The following is a 22,390-nucleotide window of genomic DNA, read 5'->3' on the forward strand; positions in this document are numbered from 1 at the left end:
ATTGATATTCTTGCAAAAATTTAAAAATAAGATTAGTACGCCACTTTCACATTATTGAGTTCAACATTAAAATTCACTTTTGCACCTAAAGCTGCAAAAACTTTTAAAACTGTTGTAAATCTTGCATCTGTTGTACTATTTTCAATTTTTGAAATCTGTGCTTTTTTCACACCAACCAATTCGCCTAATTCTTCTTGCGTTAAATTTCGTTCTTGTCTCGCCTGTTTTATGGCTTGTCCAATTAAATCAAGACGAAGTTCGTTTTCAAAATTATCCCGTTTTTCAGTTCCCATTTTGCCAATATATTTGTCGGTTAAATCTTCTAAACTATATGTTTTCATTTCTGTTATTTTTTTTCGTTAAAATATTTTTCTCTTACTTTTTCAGCTCTTTCAATTTCGGTTTTCGGAATTTTATCGGTTTTCTTAATCAAACCGTGTGTTGAAATTACAACAGTATCATTTCTATCTGTTTTATCCCAAAAGGCAAAAAGCCGAAAATAAGATTTATTAAACTTTGTTCTGAATTCCCCCAAATTTCATCTTGAAGTTTTTTAAAAAGTTCTTTATCATTTGTGCTTCTGGCTTTCCAAATATTATATAAAATTTTGTCTCTAGATTTTTTGTCAAGACTTGCCAAAAATATATCTACTTCTTCTAAAAGCTGAACTCTAAATTTATATTTGTTCATTCATTGGGTAATTTTTTAACAAATATAAATGTTTCTTATCTAGGAAACAAATTCTTAACTCAAATTCTGCGTTTCCTGCATTTCCTTCAATTGATATTCTTGCACCAATTCTATCGCATTAGAAACCACATCGCTCAAAGCTGTGATGTAAGTTCCTTCTTCCGCCATATTCATTGCATGTTTCAAAGCTTCAATTTCCTTTGGAATACATTCATAAGTGACGTGTCTTTCAGAAGAATTTATTCCATCAATTATTAAAGAATTTATTTCTTCTTCGGTTCTACCACGCAAATGTTTTTCATTTCTAATGATGATATAATCAAACATTCTACCTGCAATTTTACCGCATTCTCGGATATCTTCATCTCTTCTATCGCCAACTCCGGAAATAATTCCGATTTTTTTAGTCGCATCTACAGATTTTAGATAATCTTCAATCGCTTCATAACCAGCTGGATTATGCGCAAAATCTATTAAAACTTTGAATTTTTTAAATTTAAAAATATTTAATCTTCCAGGAGTTAATTCTGCACTCGGGATAAATGTTTTTAGAGCTAATGCAATATCTTCAATTTTAAAACCGTATAGGAAACATGCCAAAGTTGCAGCCAAAACATTAGAAATCATAAACTTAGCTTTTCCTTCCATTGTAATGGGAATTAAAATTGCACGTTCAATTCTAATCTTCCAGTCGCCTTTTTTTATGGTAATAAATCCTTCTTCATAAACGCAGGTTATTTTTCCTTCTTTTGACGCTTTTTTAATATATGGATTTTTTTCATCTAAACTAAAAACAGCCACTTTACAATCTAAATCATCGGCAATTCTCATAGAATATTCGTCATCTGCATTTAAAACTGCCCATCCAGATTTTTTTATACTATCTAAAACTACCCGTTTTACACGCGTTAAATCTTTTAAACTGTGAATATCACTGATTCCCAAATGGTCTTCCTTTATATTGGTTAAAACACCAATATCACAAGTATTAAAACCAAGTCCAGAACGCAAAATCCCACCCCGTGCTGTTTCTAAAACAGCAAATTCTACCGTTGGATCTTTTAGAACAAATTCTGCAGAAATTGGTCCTGTTGTATCGCCTTTTGAAAGCATTGTATTTTGAATATAAATTCCATCAGAAGTTGTGAAACCAACTCTATAACCATTATTTTTTACAATGTGCGAAATAATTCTTGTAGTTGTCGTTTTTCCATTTGTTCCTGTTACAGCGATAATTGGAATTCTAAATTCTTTTCCTTGCGGGTAAAGCATATCTACAACTGGAGCCGCAACATTTCTCGGTAAACCTTCAGACGGCGCTAAATGCATTCTAAAACCTGGAGCAGCATTAACTTCTAAAACCGCACCACCGCTATCTTTTAACGGTTGTGTGAGATTTTCTGCCATAATATCAATTCCACAAACATCCAAACCAATAATACGCGAAATTCTTTCAGCCATCATTACATTTTCTGGATGCACCATTTCAGTAACATCAATTGAAGTTCCGCCAGTAGAAAGATTTGCAGTAGATTTTAAATAAATTATTTCACCTTTCTGAGGAATAGTTTCTAAGGTATAATTTAATTTTTCTAATAATTCATTGGTATCTTTATCTACCAAAATTTCTGTCAAAACATTTTCGTGTCCATAACCGCGGCGTGGATCTCTATTTTCAGTATCAATTAATTCCTGAATATTTTTCTTTCCATCTCCTACAACATGCGCCGGAACTCGTCTTGCAGCCGCAATCATTTTATGATCAATTACCAAAACTCGAAAATCAAAACCCGTAATATATTTTTCTACAATTACTTTTTTTCCATATTGTTGCGCATGTTCTAAACCAACTAAAGCGGTCTCAAAATCGTTCACATTTATTGATGAACCTTTTCCGTGGTTTCCGTCTAGAGGCTTTATAACTATAGGATAACCAATTTTCTTAATCACATATTCTAAATCTTCCTTATCTACAACTAAATCTCCAGAAGGAACAGGAATTGCGGCGTCGCCCAACATTATTTTCGTTAATTCTTTATTACATGCAATATCAACTGCAATAGAACTCGTTAAACCAGTAATTGTTGCTTGAAATCTTTGTTGATTTTTACCATAACCCAATTGTACCAAAGAATTTTTACCTAATCTAATCCAAGGAATATTTCTTGAAGTTGCTTCTTCCACAATACTTCCAGTTGAAGGACCTAATCTCTCACGCTCTCTAATTTCTTTTAATTTTTGAATGCAACCATCAATATCATAATCTTTATTTTCTATTAAAGCTTCTGCAATTGCAACTGATTCTTCTGCAGCAAAAACGCCTGCTTTTGCTTCCAAATAACTAAAAACAACATTGTAAATTCCTTTTGTTTTTGTTTCTCTTGTTCGTCCAAAACCAGTGTCCATTCCTGCTAAAGTCTGAATTTCTAAAGCAATATGTTCTATAACATGTCCCATCCAAGTTCCACTTTCTATCCTCGAAAAAAATCCTCCTTCTACTCCTTCAGAACAGCGATGAGAAATTAAAGAGGGAATTAAATTTTCAATTCTTTCTCTAAATCCATCAATTTTGTTAGTCGGATATTCTTCAAGTTCTTCTAAATTTAATCTCATCTGGATTAATTTAGTTCTTCTTATGCTCCAGATATTGGGTCCCTTTAAAACTTGTATTTTTTCAATTTTCATAAGAGAAATTGGTTTTGGTAAATGTTAAAATGAATAATATTTCAAATATAGTATAAAGCTATTAATAATTAAACAGTGTTGCTTTAAAATTAAAAAATTAAATAGATTCATTCTACATATTTGAACAATTTAAATTATCTACTGAAAATATATTTTAAAAGATTTAGCAATTATCTAATTTTAATTAAATTTGCAAGCATGAATCCAAAGGGAAAACTAATTGTAATTGGTGGTGCTGTAAATAAAGGTAGCTTTTCTGAAACTGACTACGACCAGAAAGTAGAAAAAAACCTTAATTTCTTTGAACGCGGTATTCTCCGTAAAATCATTGATGAATCTAAATTAAAAAATGATTCTGTAATAGAAATTGTTGCAACAGCTTCTCAAATTCCACAAATTGTAGGTCCAGAATACAAAAAAGCATTTGAATTTTTAGGAGCAAAAAACGTAAATATTTTAGATATTGCAAACCGCGAACAAGCAAATAGCGATGCAATAGTTGCCAGAATAAACTGTGCAGATGTTGTAATGTTTACCGGCGGAGATCAGCTGAGATTAACTTCTATTTTAGGCGGAACTCGTGTTCACGAAGCATTGTTACAAAAATATGAGAACGAAGATTTTCTTTACGCTGGAACTTCTGCAGGAGCTGCAGCGGCGTCAGAAACTATGATTTACCAAGGAACAAGTCATGAATCGCTTTTAAAAGGAGAAATAAAAACAACACAAGGTTTAGGTTTTATAGATGATGTAATTATTGACACCCATTTTGTGCAACGCGGCAGAATCGGAAGATTATTTCAATCTGTGGTAAATAATCCGAGAACTTTAGGAATTGGTCTTGGTGAAGACACCGGTTTATTTATTTATAATGAAACGATGACAACAATTGGTTCCGGCTTGGTAATTATTGTAGATGGTCGTTTTATAAAAGATACGAATCTTACAAATATTGAACTTGGACAACCGATTTCTATCGATAATCTCGTAGTTCACGTGATGTCTTTAAATGATTCTTTTGATTTAAAAACCAAAGATTTAACTATCAATAATTCACAATATTCTCCTATACCGATGGTGAAATAGCACGATTTCTTTTTAAATTATCTAACTTAGAGCCGTGAAAAAATTAGGTATCATTGGCTGCGGTTGGTTAGGAAAAAAAATCGCTAAAAAAGTTTCAGGTTCGTTTGAAATATTTACTACCACAACTTCCAAAGAGAAATTAAATGAACTTAAAACGCTCAATTTTAATCCGCATTTAATTTTATTTTCTGACCAACAAATTTCTAATTATCAACAAATTTTTGATAATCAGGATATTATAATTATTACCGTTCCATTTTCGCAAAGAACTCCAATTTCTACTTTAAAAATAAGATTTCAGAATATTATTAATTTTATTGGTGATTTTAAAGGACAACTTTTTTTGTGCAGTTCCACAGGAATTTATCCACAAATTGAAGAAATAATTACCGAAAATTCAGTTTCTGAAAATTTATTAAATCAAAGTATTTTTAGCATTGAGAAATTAATGCAAGAAAATTATCCTCAACTTAATATTTTAAGGTTTGGCGGTTTAATGGGAGACGATAGAATTTTTTCTAAGTATTATCAAAATAAAGAAATTGCAGAACCTCATCAAGTAGTAAATCACACACATTTCGAAGATATTTGTAAAGTGTTTTTAGATTTAATTAAATTAAATATTAACTGCGAAACTTTTAATTTTGTTTCACCAAATCATCCGTCAAAAATTGAAGTTTATAATTGTCAAACAAAAAATAATTGTGAAAAAATAGATGACCAAAAATTTGGAAAAAGAATTTCTTCAGTTAAAATTATTGAAAGATTAAATTATAAATTTATTCATCCAAATCCGAAATATTTTAAATAAAACTCATGAATAAAATAATAATCCACGGTGGTTTTTTCTCTGAAAGTGACCAAAGCAAAGAAGTGAAAATTGCTAAACAAAATTCTTTAAAAGAAACCGCAAAACTCGCTTTTGATTATTTAGAAAATCACACCGCCTTAGAAACTGTTTCTTACGCTGTTTCTCTACTAGAAAATGATGAACTATATAATGCAGGAACAGGTTCACAAATACAAAGCGACGGTGTAATTAGAATGAGTGCATCTTTAATGGACGGAGATTCACAGAAATTTTCTGGTGTCATAAATATAGAAAATATAAAAAATCCCATTTTTGTTGCACAAAATTTAATGTCTGTAGAGGATCGTGTTTTAGGTGGAGTTGGAGCAAAAAAATATGCTACAGAAAGTGGGTTTAAAGATTATTCCACAGAAACTCCGCAACGCAGAAAAGAATATTTATCCAAAGTAGAAAGTTTAAGAAAAGGAACTGTTGGTTGTGTTGCTTTAGACCAAAACGGAAAATTAGCAGCAGCAACTTCTACAGGCGGAAAAGGATTTGAAATTCCAGGGAGAATTTCAGATTCTGCAACAGTTGCGGGAAATTTTGCCAATGAATTTTGTGCTGTAAGTTGCACCGGAGTTGGCGAAGATATTGTAAGTAACGCTACTGCAACAAAGATTGTAACGCGGGTTTCGGACGGTTTTAAAATTGAAGAAGCTTTTAGAAAAACTTTCACAGAATTAGCGAAAATTGATGGTTTTGCAGGTGCAATTGCAATTGATTCTAAAGGAAATATTTTCCATCAAGATTCTTTTCCAACGATGGTTTTTGCCAGTTTTGATGGAGAGAATTTTGAAGTTTTTGATTAAATTTTTTTTAGCATAGAACTTGTATAATGATTCGCTAAAAAAATAAAATGAAAAATCTATTGAAACTAAGTCTATTAATTGTTGTACTCTCTGCAATTAGTTGTGCACAAAAAAAAGAAAATCGGGAAGAGTTTAAAAATGAACATAAAGTTGAAGAAAAACGCGTAGATGGAACTGCTCCAGTTGTTGTTGCAGGTGAAGGCAACAGATTGTCCATAGAAAAATTAGAAGGAAATTACAAAGGTCTTTTACCTTGTGCAGATTGTCCCGGTATTGAAACTGAATTGAAACTAAAAAAAGATGGCACTTACAAGTTGGAATCTGAATATAAAGAAAGATCAACAAAAATTGAGGAAGAAGGAACATTCAGCGTTTCTCCAGATGGACATGTCATTTTAAAAAGTAATAAAACTGGAGAACAGGAAACTGTTTATTTTGTACAAAATGGTACAATTTATATGGTTTCATCTGCTTCTGACGTTGAAGTTCGCCCAAATTACAAATTAGAAAAACAGTAAAATTCTGATAGAGTTTAAAAAAAACTGCTTAATATTTTAAGAAGTTTTTTTTATACTTTATAAACTTTTAAATTGTTCTAACATTCGTTTGTCATTTTCAAAAAACATTCTAATGTCGCCCATTTGGTGAAGTAACATTACAATTCTTTCTATTCCCATTCCGAAAGCAAAACCACTAAATTCATCTGGATTTATATTTACATTTTGCAAAACCGCAGGATCCACCATTCCACAACCCATAATTTCTAACCAACCCGTTCCTTTCGTAATTCTGTAATCTGTTTCTGAGTTTAAACCCCAATAAACATCAACTTCTGCACTTGGTTCTGTAAAAGGAAAATAAGAGGGACGAAGTCTGATTTTAGATTTCCCAAAAAGTTCTGTGGTAAAAAACTGAAGCGTTTGTTTTAAATCTGCATAACTTACATTTTTATCAATATATAGTCCTTCAATTTGATGGAAAATACAGTGAGAGCGGGAAGAAATCGCTTCATTTCTAAAAACTCTTCCCGGCGCTAAAATCCGAATCGGCGGTTCATTTTCTTCCATATATCTAATTTGCACGGAAGAAGTGTGTGTTCTAAGTAAAACATCTGGATCTTTTTCTATAAAAAAAGTATCTTGCATATCGCGCGCTGGATGATATTCTGGTAAATTTAGTGCCGTAAAATTATGCCAATCGTCCTCAATTTCTGGTCCATCTGCAACGGCAAAACCAATGGATTTAAAAATATCAATAATTCTATTTTTAACCAAACTTATTGGATGGCGAGTTCCTAATTCTAAGGGAAAACCAGGTTTTGTAAAATCTTCTTTTTCGAAAATTTGCTCTGTTTTTGTAGAATTTTTTAAATTATCTAATTTTTGCTGAAAACTTTGTTTAAGCGCATTTACTTTTTGCCCAGCTTCTTTTTTGTGCTCATTCGGAACTTTTTTAAATTCTTCAAATAAATCATTTAAGATGCCTTTCTTTCCATTAAATTTTAGTCGAAATTTTTCTATTTCATCTTTATTGGAAGAGCTAAACTGATTAACTTCTTCTAACAACGCCGCAATATTCTCTAACATATTTACTTTTAATAAGGCTACAAAAATACAATATTTCTACTAAAAATTAAACCAAAAAAAAGCCCATTTCTTCTATAGAAACAGACTTTTAATTTTTAGGAAAATTTATTTCTTTTCTTTTGCGTTTACCAAAATTTGGAGCGTAATTTCATCTTTTATAATTCCATTTGCAGCCGGAACTTGAAAAACCACACCAAAATCTTCTCTTTTAATATCTTTTGGCTGTGTTGCAATCAAAACATTTTTTCCCTCAATTTTTACATTTGCATTAAATTCTACAGGTTTTGTAATTCCTTTAATGGTTAAATTTCCATTTAAAACAGTATTATAATCACTTCCAGAAGGTGCTTCAGAAATTTTTGTAATTTCATAAGTAGCAGTTGGAAATTTTTCTACATCAAAAAAATCCGCACTTTTTAAGTGTCCGTTTAATTTGGCTAAATTTTCTGCATCATCTTTTAAATCTACACTTGTTAAACTTCCCATATTTGCAACAAACTTTCCACTCTCAAGCTTTCCATCTTTTACGGTAACTTGTCCACTTTGCAAAGCAATAGTTCCAATGTGACTTGTATTATCGGATTTAAAAACTTTATAACCTTTCCATTCAATTTTGCTATTTGCAAGATCTGCGATGTATAAATTTCCATCTGTTGTTGTAGTAACTGCAGAGGTTTCACTTTCTACTTTCTTGTCTTTTTTACAAGAACTAAGAAAAAATAAACCAAATGCACCAATAAATAAAGGAAAATGCCTAAATTTCATAAATAAATTTTATTGTGTTTGTAACGAGCGAATTTACCACTATTTTATATCATTTCCAAAATTGTTAATTTTGTATTATGCTTTTAGAAATTAAAAAACTTTATTTTTCACATCAACCAAATAAAAAACTATTTCAAAATTTTAATTTGAAATTAGAAGAAGGTAAAATAGTTGCTTTAGTAGGCGAAAGTGGTTGTGGAAAATCTACTCTTTTAAATTTAATTTATGGTCTTTTACAATGGGAAGAAGGTGAAATTATTTTAGATAATGAAAACCTTTATGGTCCAAAAACAAATATTGTTCCCGGTGAATCTACTATAAAAATGGTGGCGCAAACATATGATTTGATGCCATTTGCAACGGTGGCGGAAAATGTAGGGAAATTTCTTTCAAACATTAATTTAGCTCAAAAAAAAGAAAAAATAACTCAACTTTTAGAAGTGGTTGGTTTGGAAGATTACGCTAATATTTTACCAAAATATTTAAGCGGCGGACAACAACAACGCGTTGCAATTGCAAGAGCTTTATCACAAATGCCAAAATTATTGCTTTTAGATGAACCTTTTAGTAATTTGGATTATTCTCGGAAGATAGAATTGCGTGAAAGACTTTTTAAATACGTGAGAGAAAACGCACTTTCTTTGATAATTTCCACGCACGATATTCAAGATATAATGCCGTGGACGGATCGATTGATAATTTTGATGGACGGTAGATTAATACAAAATGATACGCCGAAAGAAACTTATGAAAATCCTTATAATGATTATGTTGCAAAATTATTCGGAGAAGTAAATATTTTTAAAAACGAAGAAAAAGAGAAATTAAATTTGGTTAAAAATTATTATTTCCCACAGCAAATTAAAATTGCAGAAAACGGCATTCAAGCAAAAGTTTTGGAAAGTCGTTTTGCGGGAAGTTATTATTGGAATAATATTAATTTGGAAGAAAAAAATTTAGTAGTTTACACCGAAAATGAAATTTCTGGAATTGTTAATTTGAAGTTTGATTGAAAATTTTTTGTCATTCAGAGCGAAACAAAGTGAAGTGAAGAAGCTATTTTTTGTTGAGATTCTTCCTTCGTCAGAATGACAAAAGTGTTAAAGGTTTTTTACCGTTAAGAATTGTTAAGGGATTAAGTTTATTAAATTCCACTTTAAAAACTAAGCCTTCTTCACAAATTCTGATTTTAAAGACATAGAACCAAATCCATCAATTTTGCAATCGATGTTATGATCAGAATCTGGTCTTAATCTAATATTTTTTACTTTAATTCCTGCTTTTATTGATTTTGGAAATCCTTTTACGGGTAAATCTTTTACTACAACTACGGAATCTCCATTATTTAAAACCGTTTCATTTGCATCTAAAACTTGATTTTCTGAAGAATCTTCTGCAGGATTCCACTCATGAAAACATTGCGAACAAACTTGTAAATTATCTTGCTCATAAGTAAATTCTGATTGACATTTCGGACAAATAATTGGCTCGCTCATTTTTTAGTTTTAGTTTTTATTTTTCAAAATTACAGAAATTTTAATTGTTAAAATACTTTACTAAATACATACTTTTATTATAAAAGTATAAATCTAAGACTTCAAACTTCACAAAACAATAAAAATTAAAGCCGTATTTTTGCAAAAAATTTAGAATTTAAAATCTCCCAATGGAACTTATACATAGAAATTTACTTATCGGAATTCACGACGCTTTACAGGAAACTATTTTTGAAGAAAGAAAATATGCAGATAAAGTAATAGAAAGACTTTTAAAAGCGCACAGAAAATGGGGAAGTGAAGACCGAAGAGTGGTTTCTGAGATTTTTTATAATATTATCCGCTGGAGAAAACGCTTAGAATATTATATGGGAGAAGGTGTGAAACCCAATAATATCTACAAATTGATCATCACCTATTGTCTTTGGAGCAAAACACATTACAAAAAATTTGAAGAATTTGACGGTATAAAAGTCGCAGATGTTCTTACAAAATTAAAGAAAAATACAGTTCCTACAAAAGCAATTGAGCATTCAATCCCTGATTGGTTGGTTGAAACTTTTGAAAGAGAATTAGGCGCTAATTGGGAAAAAGAAATGACAGCTTTGAATGAATTGGCTCCCACAGTTTTGCGCGCAAATACTTTGAAAACTTCCGCAAAAGAACTCATTTCAGATTTAAAAGATGAAAATGTAATTGCGTTTCCGATTAAGAATTATCCAGATGCAGTTCAATTGGAGGAGAAAAAAAATGTATTTATTACGACGGCTTTTAAAGACGGATTATTTGAAGTTCAAGATGCATCATCGCAAAAAATTGGTGAGTTTTTAGAAGTAAAAGAAGGACAAAGAGTTGTAGATGTTTGTGCAGGTGCAGGTGGCAAAACTTTACATTTGGCTTCGTTAATGAATAATAAAGGACAAATAATTGCGCTTGATATTTACGCATGGAAATTAGCGGAATTAAAGAGAAGAGCAAGAAGAGCAGGGGCACAAAATATTGAAACCCGATTAATCGAAGATACGAAAGTTATTAAAAGATTGCACGAAACTGCGGATAGATTGTTGATTGACGCACCTTGTTCTGGATTGGGCGTTTTAAAAAGAAACCCAGATTCTAAGTGGAAAATCGATCAAGCATTTTTAGACAGAATTAAAAAAGAACAACAACAAATTTTGCAAGATTATTCTAAAATCATCAAAAAAGGCGGCAAAATGCTTTACGCAACTTGCTCTATTTTACCTTCAGAAAATAGAGAACAAGTTGATTTATTTTTAAAAAACAATCCCAATTATACTTTAATTAAAGAAGATAAAATAATGCCTTCTCAAGGTTATGATGGATTTTATATGGCTTTGATTACAAGAAATTGATATTTTAAAATTCCGCAAAATTTTGTAAACTTACAGAATGGAAGAATTTTTACACATAAAATCCGTCATCGGGATTATTTTGGGTTTGAGTTTAACGCACCTCATCAAAGGTTCTGTTATTTTCATTCAACATCCGGGACGTAAAAAACCGTACTTCGTTCATTTTTTATGGGTTTTTTATGTTTTTTTATTAATTATTCATTTTTGGTGGTGGGAATTTAATTTGAAACTGATTCACGATTGGTATTTCTTGGATTATTTTTTTATAATTTGCTACATTCTACTCTTTTATTTGCTTTGCGCAATTCTTTATCCAGATGATCTAAAAGATTACAAAGGTTATGAAGATTATTTTTATTCACGTAAAAACTGGTTTTTTGGAATTTTAGCACTTTGTTTTGCAGCAGATATTATTGATACTTCCATTAAAGGAAACGCCTACTTTCTTGGACTTCAGATGGCATATTATATTAGAATTGTTTCACATATCATCTTATGTCTCGCTGCAATTAGGTTTAACAATAAAAAATTTCATACAGCTTTAGTTGTATTTTTTATTCTCTATGAAATCTTTTTTATTTTGCAGTTTTTCAATTTGGAATAAGAAAATTAATCTTGAGTAATATTTAAATCTTTTTGAAACCAAAGCAAATTCTCTAGAAAAAAAATAAAAAAAAGCCATTTCAATTTTTTGAAATGACTCTTAATTATTTTAAATTTTAAAATATTAGTTCTTAATAAATTTAGAATTCACTACTCCATTTTCGGTGTGGATTTTTATTAAATACATTCCTTTATTAAAAGTAGAAACTGACACTTTTTTATCTTTTCCGTTAGAAGTTTTTAATAGTTTTCCACTCATATCATAAATTTCTATTTTAGAAATTTTCTGTTGCGTTTCAATATTTAAAAAATCTGAAGTTGGATTTGGATAAAGTAGAGTTGTAAAAATTTTGCTTTCGCCCGTTGCTAAAGTTGCAGTTTGTGTAACTGCAATTGTTTTTGAAGCAACACCTCCATCGCCAGAAACTAAGACATTTGCGGTTCTACTTGCTCCTGTATTATTAGTTTGTGCGGTTAACGAAATTTTCGCATCTCCATTTCCAGAAATTGTGCTTTGCGAAGACTTACTTTTTAAACTTAGGAATGACAGATTAAGCCAAGATTGATCACTTGAAGCATTCCAATCTACGTTATTTAGCAAATCGAAACTAAATGTATTATTATTCCCCGAATTGTTTTCCATTGAAATATTATTCAAGGCTAAATAATCTTTAGAGGGCGTTAAATAGTAAGAAAGTAAATTACCAAAAGTGGCAACATACAAACTAGAAGCGCCATTATAATTTAAATTATAATTTAAAAATTTATTTTGATTTGTAAAACCTGTAACATTTAGCAAGTCATTACTTATTACGTCAATAAAATTAGTACCATAAGGCACGCCGTCAACTGCTTTTAAATATTTCAAGTTTCCAGAAGTGTCTAATTTTGATAAGACTTTATTCCCATAAACTGTATCAAAAGAATATTCTGTACCATCGATTGAAACTTTATCTTTTACAAAATAATACATATAAATATTTTTATTTTCGTCTATATTGATATTGGTGTAATTAGCGAAAGACGCAAAAATTGATTGAAATGCTTTTTGCCACAAAACAGTTCCCGTGGTTGTCACTTTAGCAAAATAAGTAGAGTATGTAGCTCTTGGATAAACTCTTGGAATATTCACCAAATCCAGACCTGTATAATCTGTATTATTTGCTGCAAGATAATTTCCCATTACAACAAAATCTTGCCCATCATAAACAACATCATTTGGCCATGCATAATTGTAATTTGGAGCATTTGCGTAAAAATTCTTACCCCAAATTACATCTCCAGAACTGTTAAATTTTAACATAAGAAAATCTGTATTTGTACTATTAGTTGGAATAGTTATACCATCGAAAACATAATCTGACGCAGTATTGTTAGAGGGTTCAGTGAAAACATACAGGTTATTTTCCGAATCAAAAACTGCATCTAGTGAAAAAGCAAATAAATCTTGATAAGATTTACCATAAATAAAATTTCCTGCACTGCTAAATTTGACTATGGAAACGCCACTTAAAGTATGCCCATCGACAGTAAAGCCAGCGTCCGATAATATATAGACGTCGCCATTTATATCTGTTATTATTGAAGAACTAGTACCTCCTGAAACCTTTAAATCTTTTCTCCAAAGATAGTTTCCATCTTTATCTAATTTAATTATTAATTTATCATAACTTCCAGACGTTTCTGGAAAATTAATGGTTTTGCCCGTTCCATCCGTAAAACTTGAAGTACCACCGAACGTGTTTACCATAAAAACGAAATTATCATCTTTATCTACATTTGCATAATCTCCTGAAACATTTAATTCACCTTTGCCAGAATCAAGACCAAAACTCGCAAACCATTTTGGCAGACCATCTTCACCTAATCTTGTAATATTTCTAGTGTAAGTTCCTCCTGAATTGTTTATCTGTTTTCCAAAAAAATTGGCATTACCTTCAACTAAAACACTTACAAATAAGTCATTTTTAGCAGAATTGAGATGTTTACTAAACTGTCTTGAAAAAGTTCCACCGGCAGAAGTAGCTTTTTGCTTAGACCAAACTAAATTTCCGGAAGTAGAATTAAAAACATTCGTGGTAAAAAGACGATTAATGAACAAGTTTGTTGTAAAATAATTTACTGAGGAAGAACTAATGTATCCGGCAAAAGTGGGCTGATTAAGTCCTAAAAAATTTCCAGTATTATCAAAATTTAGCAAAACAGCATAATTAGTAGTACTATTTACATAACTGATTGTAGAGGTCGTGTTGTTTGCATTGGTGAAGGAACTTACATTATTTCTTCCATCGAAGTATTTATTATTCAGTATCAAGTTAAAACCAGATACACTACTATAAGGTTTGATAATTGCAGAAATAGCAGTTGTCTCAATTCCATAGGTTGTATCCGAACTTACTGGAGAAGAAGTTCTAAAAAAATCCACAGTTGCCAGATTATCATCAATTTTAGCAACAAAATTGTATAACTTATTATTTTCAAATGATGAATTTGGATTATAGCTGTAAACGGAAGTTCCATTTTCAGAAGTTAAACTTGTAGAAGATTTACTAAATCCTGTAATTATCAATTTCCCTTCTGTATTAAAAGCAATATCATTAATATCAGAATTAACTGAAGTTGTTGCGGAAGCCGAAAAACTAGCATTTTTATCACCTTTCAAAACAAATCCCATATTTGCACCGGTAATCGTTTCAGAATCAACATTTATATTTGCGGTTTTCGAAGCTCCCGCTACAAAAATATTTGAACCTTTTAAAGCAACTGATTTTAATAATACATCTGAAATAGTTTTATTATTCATCGTAATTCCTGAAGCATCATTTAATCTCAATAATGAAGTTTGATTATAAACTAAAAATGTATCGACTCCATCCGACACACATTTTATTTTTGAATTCATAGCAGTTTTGGCTTCACCAAGAAAATTTACCCAAACTGGATTTCCACTATTATCAATTTTTATTAAAAAAGCATTATCAACACTTGTAGAATTAATGGTATTACTTCCAACTATAACTTTTCCGATGAAATTTGCAAATACATACAAATTGTCCATTGAATCTACATATACATATCGGGGAAATATTGAACCTCCACTTCCAGCATTTAATGTTTTAAACCAAACATTATTTCCCGTTGTGATACTAGATTTTAATATAAATAAATCATCGACACCTACTGAAGTTGCGGTCAAACCATCAAAACCAACTTCAGACGCATTTATAGTTCCAACGTGATAGACGGAATTATCAGAAGATTCTACTAAAGAAAGGATACTGCCTTTGGTAGTATTAACTTGGAATAATCTAGTATTTGTCGGTGCAGTTTGGCTAAAAATAGTTTTCGAAAAAAGTAGCGCAAAAAGTACGCAGAAAGAAAATAATGATTTTTTCATATATAAATTTTTAAGAAATTAATTAATTTCAAAGTTAGATAAAATTTTAATCCACTTTTATAAATTTTAAAATTAAATTTTCATATCTCCATTGTAATCGTAAATTTGCAACTTCAAAATAAACATTAATTTACAATAAATAGATATGTGCGGAATTGTATGCCTTCTTGATGCAAAACAAAAAACGGAAACTTTAAGACCTCAAATTCTGGAAATGTCAAAGAAAATCAGACATCGTGGTCCAGATTGGAGCGGGATTTTCCAAAATGAAAAAGCCATTTTATCTCACGAAAGATTGGCAATTGTAGATCCTACTTCTGGGAAACAACCTTTATATACAAAAGACGGAAACGTAGTTTTAGCAGTTAATGGTGAAATCTATAATCACAAAGAATTACGAAAAGAATTTCCAGATTTTGAATTTCAAACTCAATCCGATTGTGAAGTTATTTTAGCTTTATATAGAAGAGATGGCAAAGATTTCTTAGATAAATTAAATGGCATTTTCGCTTTTGCTCTATATGATATTGAAAAAGATATTTTCTTAATCGGAAGAGATCACATGGGAATTTGTCCACTTTATCACGGTTGGGATAAAAATGGAAACTACTTTGTAGCTTCAGAATTAAAAGCATTAGAAGGCGTTTGTAAAACAATTGAAACCTTTTTACCCGGACATTTTCTTTACAGCGAAGATGGTTTTGATTTGCAACAGTGGTACAAAAGAGATTGGGAAAATTATGAAAATGTAAAAGATAATGTAACCGATATTTCTGCGATTAGAAAATCATTAGAAGAAGCAGTTCACAGACAATTAATGAGCGACGTTCCGTACGGCGTTTTACTTTCTGGCGGTTTAGATTCTTCAATAATTGCCGCAGTTACAGCGAAATATGCAAGAAATAGAATTGAAAGTGGCGATACGCAAGAAGCGTGGTATCCGAGATTACACAGTTTTGCAGTTGGCTTGGAAGGTTCTCCAGATTTAATTGCCGCACAAAAAGCTGCAGATCACATTGGGTCTGTTCATCATCAAGTTCACTTTACAGTTCAGGAAGGTTTAGATGCGGTAAAAGATGTGATTTATTATTTAGAAACTTATGATGTTACGACAATTCGTGCTTCAACGCCGATGTATTTATTGGCTCGTGTCATTAAATCAATGGGAATTAAAATGGTACTTTCTGGAGAAGGAAGTGATGAACTTTTTGGCGGATATTTATATTTTCACAAAGCGCCAAATCCAGAAGCGTTTCACGAAGAAACTGTGAGAAAATTAGGAAAACTTTATTTATATGATTGTCTTCGCGCCAATAAATCTTTGATGAGTTGGGGAATTGAAGGTCGCGTTCCGTTCTTGGACAAAGAATTTATGGATGTTGCAATGAACGTAAATCCAAAAGATAAAATGATTAATAAAGCCGAAGGAAGAATGGAAAAATGGGTTTTGAGAAAAGCCTTTGAAGATTTACTTCCTGAATCCATCGCTTGGCGACAAAAAGAACAATTCTCCGATGGCGTGGGTTATTCTTGGATAGATTCTTTAAAAGAAGTTGCAGAAAATGAAGTTTCAGATGAAATGATGACGAATGCAAAATTCCGTTTTCCTTTAAACACACCACAAAATAAAGAAGAATACCGATACAGAACTATTTTTGAAGAACATTTTCCAAGTGAAACTGCAGCTGCAACCGTTCCTTCTGTTCCTTCTGTCGCTTGTTCAACACCGATCGCATTGGAATGGGACGAAGCTTTTAAAAATGCAAATGATCCAAGTGGACGCGCAGTAAATGTACACGATGAATCCTATTAATTTCAATTAAAATAAATTTATCACAAATAAATGAAAACGGGCTTTTGTCCGTTTTTTTTAAAAAAATTTCTAATTTTAAAATAAATAATTATAATTTTAAACAAAACATTTTACTAAATGTGATTACAGTCATAAATAAACACTTAAAATTTGCTTAAATTATTATAATGATAATAAATGTTTAATTATATTTATTTTTACATAACAAAAATCATATTACACAATTATAATTTTAATAAAAATTGATATATATTTGTATAGTTAATAAAATTGATATGAAAAAAACTATTTTACTCGCAGCAAGTTGTATTTTAATGATTACAGCTTGTAAGCAAAATCCAGATCAGCAAAACGAAAACAACAATGCTGCAATCGACATTAAAACAACTGGAAACCCAGAAGTTTTAAAATTAGTAAGTGCACCAAACGTTCCTGCTCCAGTTGGAGATAGAGCAGCAAAAAAATTAATCGTAAATCTTGAAACTACGGAAGAGATACACGAAATTGATGAAGGTGTAACTTACAAAGTTTGGACTTTTAACCACACTGTTCCAGGAAGTTTTATCCGTATAAGAGTGGGCGATGAAGTTGAATTACATTTAAAAAACGCAGCCGACAGTAATATGCCGCATAACATTGATTTACACGCCGTAAACGGTCCCGGCGGCGGAGCAGAAGCAACTTTTGTAGCTCCTGGTCAAGAAGCTGTTTTTAACTTTAAAGCTTTAAATCCTGGTCTTTATGTTTATCATTGTGCAGCTCCTCCAGTTCCAATGCATATCGCAAACGGAATGTATGGATTGATTTTAGTAGAACCAGAAGGCGGATTACCTAAAGTTGATAAAGAATTTTATATTATGCAAGGAGAATATTACATCAAAGGGAAATTTGAAGAAAAAGGATTCCACGAATTTGATTTAGATAAAGGTATTGCAGAAAATCCTGATTACGTAATTTTTAATGGTAAAAAAGGATCAATGTTGGGTAATAATATGTTACAAGCAAAAGTGGGTGAAACCATCAGATTATTTGTAGGAAATGGAGGTCCAAATTTAACTTCTTCTTTCCACGTTATTGGTGAAATTTTCGATAAAGTTTATGTAGAAGGTGGTTCAACTATTAATAAAAACGTTCAAACCACATTAATTCCTGCAGGTGGCGCTACAATAGTAGAATTTAAAGTGGAAGAACCAGGAGAATACAATATTGTAGATCACTCCATTTTCAGAGCTTTTAACAAAGGTGCAATTGCAAAAATTAAAGTAACCGGCGATAAAAACGAAAAAGTTTATAAAAAAGTGAAATAATATTCACTGTAAAATCAATTAAATGAAACTCCTTTTCTATTTCGGTTTATTTTTATTCCTCTTTTCTTGTAATCAAAATGAAACTTTGGTTTCTGATGCGCAGAAAGTTGAACTTAAACCTTTAATTTCTACCAAAAAAATGGTTTTAATTGAAGGCGGAAAATACCAACCGTTTTATGGAAAAGGAGATTCTTTAGTTTCTGTAAAAAGTTTTTATATAGACGATTCTCCAGTTACAAACGGCGAGTTTTTAGAATTTGTTAAAAAAAATCCACAGTGGAGAAAAAGCGAAATTAAAAGACTTTATGCAGATTCTCTTTATTTAAAAGATTGGATTTCTGATACAGAATTACCAAAAAATTCTAAGATTAACAGTCCTGTTACGCAAGTTTCTTGGTTTGCCGCAAAAGCTTATGCAAAAAGTGTAGGCAAAAGATTACCTACTTTAGATGAATGGGAATTTGTAGGAAGAGCCGATGAAACAGACAAAAATGCTTCAAAAAAATTGTCATATTCTTCCAATATTATTAATTTATATAACGAGAAAAACAGACAATTTAACGAAATAAAAAAATCCAAACCTAATATTTACGGGGTTTATAATATGTTCGATTTGGTTTGGGAATGGACGGAAGATTTTAATTCTATTCTTACAACAGGTGATTCCAGAGGTGGCGTTTATGATGACAAACAATTGAATTGTGCCGCTTCTGCAATTTCTGCAAATGACATTTACAATTACGCTGCTTTTATGAGATTTGCACTTAGAACAAGTGTAAAAGCCAATTTTACTATTAATAATTTGGGTTTCAGATGCGCAAAAGATTCTTTAGCAAAATGAAAAATTTAATATTTTCTCTTCTATTTTTAATATTTGCAATCAGTTGCATTAAAAAAGAAGTTGAACATTTGCCTTCAAATTCAATTTATAATTTGAGTTCTACTTGGCAAAATCAAGATAACAAAGACGTAAAATTTAAAGATTTTATTGGAAAAAATATGGTTGTAGTGATGATTTACACTTCTTGCAAAACAGCTTGTCCGCTTTTGGTTGCAGATATGAAAACCATTAAATCTAAAATTCCAGAAAATTTATTAAAAGAAACCAATTTAGTTTTAGTTTCAATTGATCCGGAAGTGGATACGCCAGAAAAATTAAATCAATTTGCAAAAACAAATAATATGTACGGAGCGCCTTGGATTTTCTTACGAGGAGATAAAGACGACACCAATGAATTTGCAAATGTACTTTCTATGAAGTTTAAAGAAATCACTCCCATGAATTTTTCTCATTCTAATATCATAAGTATTTTTAATAAAAAAGGAGAAATGATGTCGCAAGAAGAAGGTGCAGGAATAAACGCTGAAAAAGTAGTGGAAGATTTAAAATCTATAAAAAATTAAATTTGTTGTGTTTGTGTGAAAAGGCGTTTCCGAAAGGAAGCGCTTTTTTATTTTATCAATGATTACATTTCATTAATCAAATCTACTTTAGCGCAAAATTTCTATTTAAAGTTCTAATTTTGCATAATGATAAATTCTAATGAAGATCCTGCGGTAAAAAAATATTTGCCAATTATTGTGGCGACTGCTTTTTTTATGCAGATGTTAGATTCTACCATTTTAAATACTTCTTTACCTGCAATTGCAAAAGATTTTAATGAATCTCCACTTAATATGCAAAATGCAATTATAAGTTACGTTCTTACTTTGGCGCTTTGTATGCCCATAAGTGGATTTTTATCTGATAAATTTGGAACAAGAAAAATTTACACTTGGTCTTTGGTTTTATTTAGTTTGGGCTCTTTATTTTGTGCGCTTTCACAGGATTTAACACAATTGGTAATTTCTAGAGTTTTGCAAGGTTTAGGCGGCGCAATGATGGTTCCTGTAGGAAAATTGGCTTTAATAAGAGCTTATCCAAAATCTGAATTGGTAAAAGCGATGAACTACGCCACAATTCCTGCATTAATTGGTCCAGTTCTCGGACCTTTAGTTGGAGGTTATATGGTAGATTATCTCAGTTGGCATTGGATTTTTATTATAAATTTACCGATCGGAATTGTAGGAATTATTTTAGGTTTAAAATATATGCCGAATTACTTTTCTAAAGTCACCCATTTTGATTTCAAGGGATTTTTAATTTTTGCAACTGCAGCGCTTTTACTTTCTATCTCATTAGAAATGATGGGACAAACCAAAAGTGTAAGTTTCATTTTATTCATTCTATTTTTGGGATTTTCGCTTTTCTATTATTATTATCGCTATGCGAAGAAAAACGAAGATGTTATTTTCCCTTTAAATTTATTTCTTGTGAGAACTTTTCGTGTGGGAATTATCGGGAATTTAGCTTGTAGATTAGGAATTAGTTCAGTTCCACTTTTAATTCCATTTATGATACAAATTGCTTACGGACAATCTGCCGTAATTTCTGGTTGGATTGTTGCACCGATGGCTTTAACCGCAATGTTTGGGAAATCTGCGGTGATTTCTATTTTAAATTATTTCGGCTATAGAAAAACATTAATGGTAAATACTTTCATCATTGGGATTTTAATAATGTCTATGGGAATACCAAGTATTCACACTTCAATATATTGGTTTGTTCCACTTTTGGCAGCGATTGGTTTTTTTAATTCCATACATTTTACTGCGATGAATACCATTGCAATTGCAGATTTACGGAACAAACAAACAAGCAGTGGGAATTCTTTACTTTCAGTTAATCAACAAATAGCGATCGGTTTTGGAATTGCGGTCGGTTTAGCTGTTCTTAGATTTTATCAAAACATTGAACCAAATGCCATTCACGATTCTTTTAGAAATACATTTTTAACAATTGGAATTTTAACAATTATTTCTGGTTTTGTCTTCCGCAGACTTCACTTTCGCGATGGAGATAATATGAAATCGCAATAGCAAATTTTTAAAAAAAAATGGAGATTTGCGATTTCTAATGACAAAAAATTTTAATTGAATATTTTATATTAAAAACAAAATTTTAAATTAGCAAATATAAAAAACTAATTTAAATGAAAACAGGAAGATTAGAAGCCTTTAGTGACGGTGTTTTAGCAATTATAATAACGATAATGGTTTTAGAATTAAAAGTTCCCGAAGAAGGAACTTTCGAAGCATTAAAACCACTGATTCCAAAAATCATTTCTTATATTATTAGTTTTATGTACGTCGGAATTTATTGGAATAACCACCATCATTTATTCCAGATTATAGAAAAAATAAATGGAAAAGTACTTTGGGCAAATCTAATTTTATTGTTTTTTCTTTCTCTACTTCCCTTTTCTACAGCTTGGATGGGAGAAAATCATTTCGCACAAAATACTATTGCTGTTTATGGTTTTAATCTTTTGCTTTGTGCTTTAGCTTATAGTTTTGTATTAAATACAGCGTTGATGTTAGAAAGTAAAGATTCACTTTTAGCAAAAGCATTTAAAAATAAAACAAAAGGAACAATATCTTCTATTTTATATTTAATTGGAATCATTCTATCATTTTTTTATCCAAAAATTTCCCTATTTTTATACTTTATAGTCGCGATGATTTGGTTAATTCCAGACAAACGAGTAGAAAAGAATATTATTTAAAATATAATTATGTTAAAAATAGAACAAAAAAACAATCAAAATTTTGGAGCATTTGTCGCATTTTATGACGATGAAAAAGCTGGAACTATGCAGTATGAATGGAAGAATGCACTCATTTTTAATATTACACATACAGAAGTAGATTCAAAATTTGGCGGAAAAGGAATTGCTAAATCTTTAATTTTTGCAGCTCTTGATTACGCTCGGAAAGAAGGAAAAAAAATAAATGCAACATGTCCATTTGCAAAATCAGTTTTAGAAAAAGATGAAACTGTACAAGATATTTTTGTTAAAAATTAAAACACAACTTAAAAACTAAAAT

22 protein-coding genes are annotated in these 22,390 nt (G+C 30.8%); 14 read left to right on the top strand and 8 right to left on the bottom strand.

What is annotated here, in order from left to right; translation table 11 throughout:
* Positions 1–32 precede the first annotated feature (32 nt).
* The 4 genes from ACN0WB_RS04830 to cphA are packed head-to-tail and all read right to left on the bottom strand — an operon-like array spanning position 33 to position 3,375.
* Positions 33–341 (bottom strand): helix-turn-helix domain-containing protein, encoded by a 309-nt coding sequence (locus ACN0WB_RS04830; protein ID WP_417429392.1) that lies wholly within the window; start codon positions 339–341, stop codon positions 33–35.
* A 5-nt stretch (positions 342–346) separates the two neighbouring features.
* A complete protein-coding gene (locus tag ACN0WB_RS04835) occupies positions 347–535 on the bottom strand; it encodes a type II toxin-antitoxin system RelE/ParE family toxin (protein ID WP_417429394.1) in 189 nt (62 codons plus the stop codon).
* Entirely contained in the window at positions 448–690 is a 243-nt protein-coding gene (locus tag ACN0WB_RS04840) for a hypothetical protein (RefSeq protein ID WP_417429747.1), read from the bottom strand. Before ACN0WB_RS04840 ends, ACN0WB_RS04835 begins: the two co-directional genes overlap by 88 nt.
* 54 nt (positions 691–744) lie before the next feature.
* Entirely contained in the window at positions 745–3,375 is a 2,631-nt protein-coding gene (cphA, locus tag ACN0WB_RS04845) for a cyanophycin synthetase (RefSeq protein WP_417429396.1), read from the bottom strand.
* Positions 3,376–3,573: 198 nt separating this feature from the next.
* Between cphA and ACN0WB_RS04850 the strand changes: the two genes are divergently transcribed.
* From ACN0WB_RS04850 to ACN0WB_RS04865, 4 genes are read left to right on the top strand one after another with little or no spacing between them, the layout of a single operon-like run.
* The gene (locus tag ACN0WB_RS04850) at positions 3,574–4,461 is read left to right on the top strand and encodes a cyanophycinase (protein ID WP_417429398.1); all 888 of its coding nucleotides are present in this window, start codon (positions 3,574–3,576) and stop codon (positions 4,459–4,461) included.
* A gap of 34 nt (positions 4,462–4,495) precedes the next feature.
* Entirely contained in the window at positions 4,496–5,272 is a 777-nt protein-coding gene (locus tag ACN0WB_RS04855) for an NAD(P)-binding domain-containing protein (protein WP_417429400.1), read from the top strand.
* 5 nt (positions 5,273–5,277) lie between these two features.
* Positions 5,278–6,123: an isoaspartyl peptidase/L-asparaginase gene (locus ACN0WB_RS04860; RefSeq protein WP_417429402.1), complete on the top strand. Its 846-nt coding sequence runs from the start codon at positions 5,278–5,280 to the stop codon at positions 6,121–6,123.
* Positions 6,124–6,170: 47 nt separating this feature from the next.
* On the top strand, positions 6,171–6,641 hold the full coding sequence (locus ACN0WB_RS04865; protein ID WP_417429404.1) for a copper resistance protein NlpE: 471 nt from the start codon (positions 6,171–6,173) through the stop codon (positions 6,639–6,641).
* A 57-nt stretch (positions 6,642–6,698) separates the two neighbouring features.
* Here the strand turns inward: ACN0WB_RS04865 and pheS are convergent, their stop codons facing one another.
* Both pheS and ACN0WB_RS04875 read right to left on the bottom strand, forming a co-directional pair.
* A complete protein-coding gene (gene pheS, locus ACN0WB_RS04870) occupies positions 6,699–7,709 on the bottom strand; it encodes a phenylalanine--tRNA ligase subunit alpha (protein WP_417429406.1) in 1,011 nt (336 codons plus the stop codon).
* Positions 7,710–7,814: 105 nt separating this feature from the next.
* Positions 7,815–8,474, bottom strand: a complete 660-nt coding sequence (locus ACN0WB_RS04875) for a YceI family protein (protein WP_417429408.1) — start codon at positions 8,472–8,474, stop codon at positions 7,815–7,817.
* A gap of 77 nt (positions 8,475–8,551) precedes the next feature.
* Between ACN0WB_RS04875 and ACN0WB_RS04880 the strand changes: the two genes are divergently transcribed.
* Complete coding sequence (locus ACN0WB_RS04880) at positions 8,552–9,487, top strand: sulfate/molybdate ABC transporter ATP-binding protein (RefSeq protein WP_417429410.1); 936 nt, start codon at positions 8,552–8,554, stop codon at positions 9,485–9,487.
* A 150-nt stretch (positions 9,488–9,637) separates the two neighbouring features.
* Here the strand turns inward: ACN0WB_RS04880 and ACN0WB_RS04885 are convergent, their stop codons facing one another.
* Entirely contained in the window at positions 9,638–9,970 is a 333-nt protein-coding gene (locus ACN0WB_RS04885; RefSeq protein ID WP_417429412.1) for a zinc ribbon domain-containing protein YjdM, read from the bottom strand.
* Positions 9,971–10,140: 170 nt separating this feature from the next.
* Between ACN0WB_RS04885 and ACN0WB_RS04890 the strand changes: the two genes are divergently transcribed.
* On the top strand, positions 10,141–11,343 hold the full coding sequence (locus ACN0WB_RS04890; RefSeq protein WP_417429413.1) for a methyltransferase domain-containing protein: 1,203 nt from the start codon (positions 10,141–10,143) through the stop codon (positions 11,341–11,343).
* Positions 11,344–11,380: 37 nt separating this feature from the next.
* The gene (locus ACN0WB_RS04895) at positions 11,381–11,947 is read left to right on the top strand and encodes a hypothetical protein (protein WP_417429415.1); all 567 of its coding nucleotides are present in this window, start codon (positions 11,381–11,383) and stop codon (positions 11,945–11,947) included.
* Positions 11,948–12,070: 123 nt separating this feature from the next.
* Here the strand turns inward: ACN0WB_RS04895 and ACN0WB_RS04900 are convergent, their stop codons facing one another.
* Positions 12,071–15,343, bottom strand: a complete 3,273-nt coding sequence (locus ACN0WB_RS04900) for a T9SS type A sorting domain-containing protein (RefSeq protein ID WP_417429417.1) — start codon at positions 15,341–15,343, stop codon at positions 12,071–12,073.
* Between the two features lie 145 nt (positions 15,344–15,488).
* Here ACN0WB_RS04900 and asnB point away from each other — a divergent pair, with 145 nt between their 5' ends.
* The 7 genes from asnB (at position 15,489) to ACN0WB_RS04935 (ending at position 22,368) form a co-directional block, all read left to right on the top strand.
* On the top strand, positions 15,489–17,156 hold the full coding sequence (gene asnB, locus ACN0WB_RS04905) for an asparagine synthase B (RefSeq protein WP_417429418.1): 1,668 nt from the start codon (positions 15,489–15,491) through the stop codon (positions 17,154–17,156).
* Positions 17,157–17,431: 275 nt separating this feature from the next.
* Positions 17,432–18,463, top strand: coding sequence for a copper-containing nitrite reductase (nirK, locus tag ACN0WB_RS04910; RefSeq protein ID WP_417429420.1), 1,032 nt, complete (start codon positions 17,432–17,434; stop codon positions 18,461–18,463).
* Positions 18,464–18,485: 22 nt separating this feature from the next.
* The gene (locus ACN0WB_RS04915; protein ID WP_417429422.1) at positions 18,486–19,304 is read left to right on the top strand and encodes a formylglycine-generating enzyme family protein; all 819 of its coding nucleotides are present in this window, start codon (positions 18,486–18,488) and stop codon (positions 19,302–19,304) included.
* Positions 19,301–19,867: an SCO family protein gene (locus ACN0WB_RS04920; protein WP_417429424.1), complete on the top strand. Its 567-nt coding sequence runs from the start codon at positions 19,301–19,303 to the stop codon at positions 19,865–19,867. Before ACN0WB_RS04915 ends, ACN0WB_RS04920 begins: the two co-directional genes overlap by 4 nt.
* 126 nt (positions 19,868–19,993) lie before the next feature.
* Positions 19,994–21,382, top strand: a complete 1,389-nt coding sequence (locus tag ACN0WB_RS04925; RefSeq protein WP_417429426.1) for an MFS transporter — start codon at positions 19,994–19,996, stop codon at positions 21,380–21,382.
* A 113-nt stretch (positions 21,383–21,495) separates the two neighbouring features.
* Positions 21,496–22,068: a TMEM175 family protein gene (locus tag ACN0WB_RS04930; RefSeq protein ID WP_417429428.1), complete on the top strand. Its 573-nt coding sequence runs from the start codon at positions 21,496–21,498 to the stop codon at positions 22,066–22,068.
* Positions 22,069–22,077: 9 nt separating this feature from the next.
* On the top strand, positions 22,078–22,368 hold the full coding sequence (locus ACN0WB_RS04935; protein WP_417429430.1) for a GNAT family N-acetyltransferase: 291 nt from the start codon (positions 22,078–22,080) through the stop codon (positions 22,366–22,368).
* Positions 22,369–22,390 lie beyond the last annotated feature (22 nt).

The sequence above is a fragment of the Halpernia sp. genome, assembly GCF_048269545.1.
Classification (GTDB): domain Bacteria; phylum Bacteroidota; class Bacteroidia; order Flavobacteriales; family Weeksellaceae; genus Halpernia.

Excerpts from the sequence above, each read along its gene's own strand:
- pheS (WP_417429406.1), bottom strand. The coding sequence starts at position 7,709 with ATGTTAGAGAATATTGCGGCGTTGTTAGAAGAAGTTAATCAGTTTAGC.
- ACN0WB_RS04915 (WP_417429422.1), top strand. The coding sequence starts at position 18,486 with ATGAAACTCCTTTTCTATTTCGGTTTATTTTTATTCCTCTTTTCTTGT.
- nirK (WP_417429420.1), top strand. The coding sequence starts at position 17,432 with ATGAAAAAAACTATTTTACTCGCAGCAAGTTGTATTTTAATGATTACA.
- ACN0WB_RS04880 (WP_417429410.1), top strand. The coding sequence starts at position 8,552 with ATGCTTTTAGAAATTAAAAAACTTTATTTTTCACATCAACCAAATAAA.
- cphA (WP_417429396.1), bottom strand. The coding sequence starts at position 3,375 with ATGAAAATTGAAAAAATACAAGTTTTAAAGGGACCCAATATCTGGAGC.
- ACN0WB_RS04830 (WP_417429392.1), bottom strand. The coding sequence starts at position 341 with ATGAAAACATATAGTTTAGAAGATTTAACCGACAAATATATTGGCAAA.
- ACN0WB_RS04920 (WP_417429424.1), top strand. The coding sequence starts at position 19,301 with ATGAAAAATTTAATATTTTCTCTTCTATTTTTAATATTTGCAATCAGT.
- ACN0WB_RS04895 (WP_417429415.1), top strand. The coding sequence starts at position 11,381 with ATGGAAGAATTTTTACACATAAAATCCGTCATCGGGATTATTTTGGGT.
- ACN0WB_RS04860 (WP_417429402.1), top strand. The coding sequence starts at position 5,278 with ATGAATAAAATAATAATCCACGGTGGTTTTTTCTCTGAAAGTGACCAA.
- ACN0WB_RS04890 (WP_417429413.1), top strand. The coding sequence starts at position 10,141 with ATGGAACTTATACATAGAAATTTACTTATCGGAATTCACGACGCTTTA.
- ACN0WB_RS04840 (WP_417429747.1), bottom strand. The coding sequence starts at position 690 with ATGAACAAATATAAATTTAGAGTTCAGCTTTTAGAAGAAGTAGATATA.
- asnB (WP_417429418.1), top strand. The coding sequence starts at position 15,489 with ATGTGCGGAATTGTATGCCTTCTTGATGCAAAACAAAAAACGGAAACT.
- ACN0WB_RS04925 (WP_417429426.1), top strand. The coding sequence starts at position 19,994 with ATGATAAATTCTAATGAAGATCCTGCGGTAAAAAAATATTTGCCAATT.
- ACN0WB_RS04885 (WP_417429412.1), bottom strand. The coding sequence starts at position 9,970 with ATGAGCGAGCCAATTATTTGTCCGAAATGTCAATCAGAATTTACTTAT.
- ACN0WB_RS04850 (WP_417429398.1), top strand. The coding sequence starts at position 3,574 with ATGAATCCAAAGGGAAAACTAATTGTAATTGGTGGTGCTGTAAATAAA.
- ACN0WB_RS04930 (WP_417429428.1), top strand. The coding sequence starts at position 21,496 with ATGAAAACAGGAAGATTAGAAGCCTTTAGTGACGGTGTTTTAGCAATT.
- ACN0WB_RS04865 (WP_417429404.1), top strand. The coding sequence starts at position 6,171 with ATGAAAAATCTATTGAAACTAAGTCTATTAATTGTTGTACTCTCTGCA.
- ACN0WB_RS04935 (WP_417429430.1), top strand. The coding sequence starts at position 22,078 with ATGTTAAAAATAGAACAAAAAAACAATCAAAATTTTGGAGCATTTGTC.
- ACN0WB_RS04875 (WP_417429408.1), bottom strand. The coding sequence starts at position 8,474 with ATGAAATTTAGGCATTTTCCTTTATTTATTGGTGCATTTGGTTTATTT.
- ACN0WB_RS04900 (WP_417429417.1), bottom strand. The coding sequence starts at position 15,343 with ATGAAAAAATCATTATTTTCTTTCTGCGTACTTTTTGCGCTACTTTTT.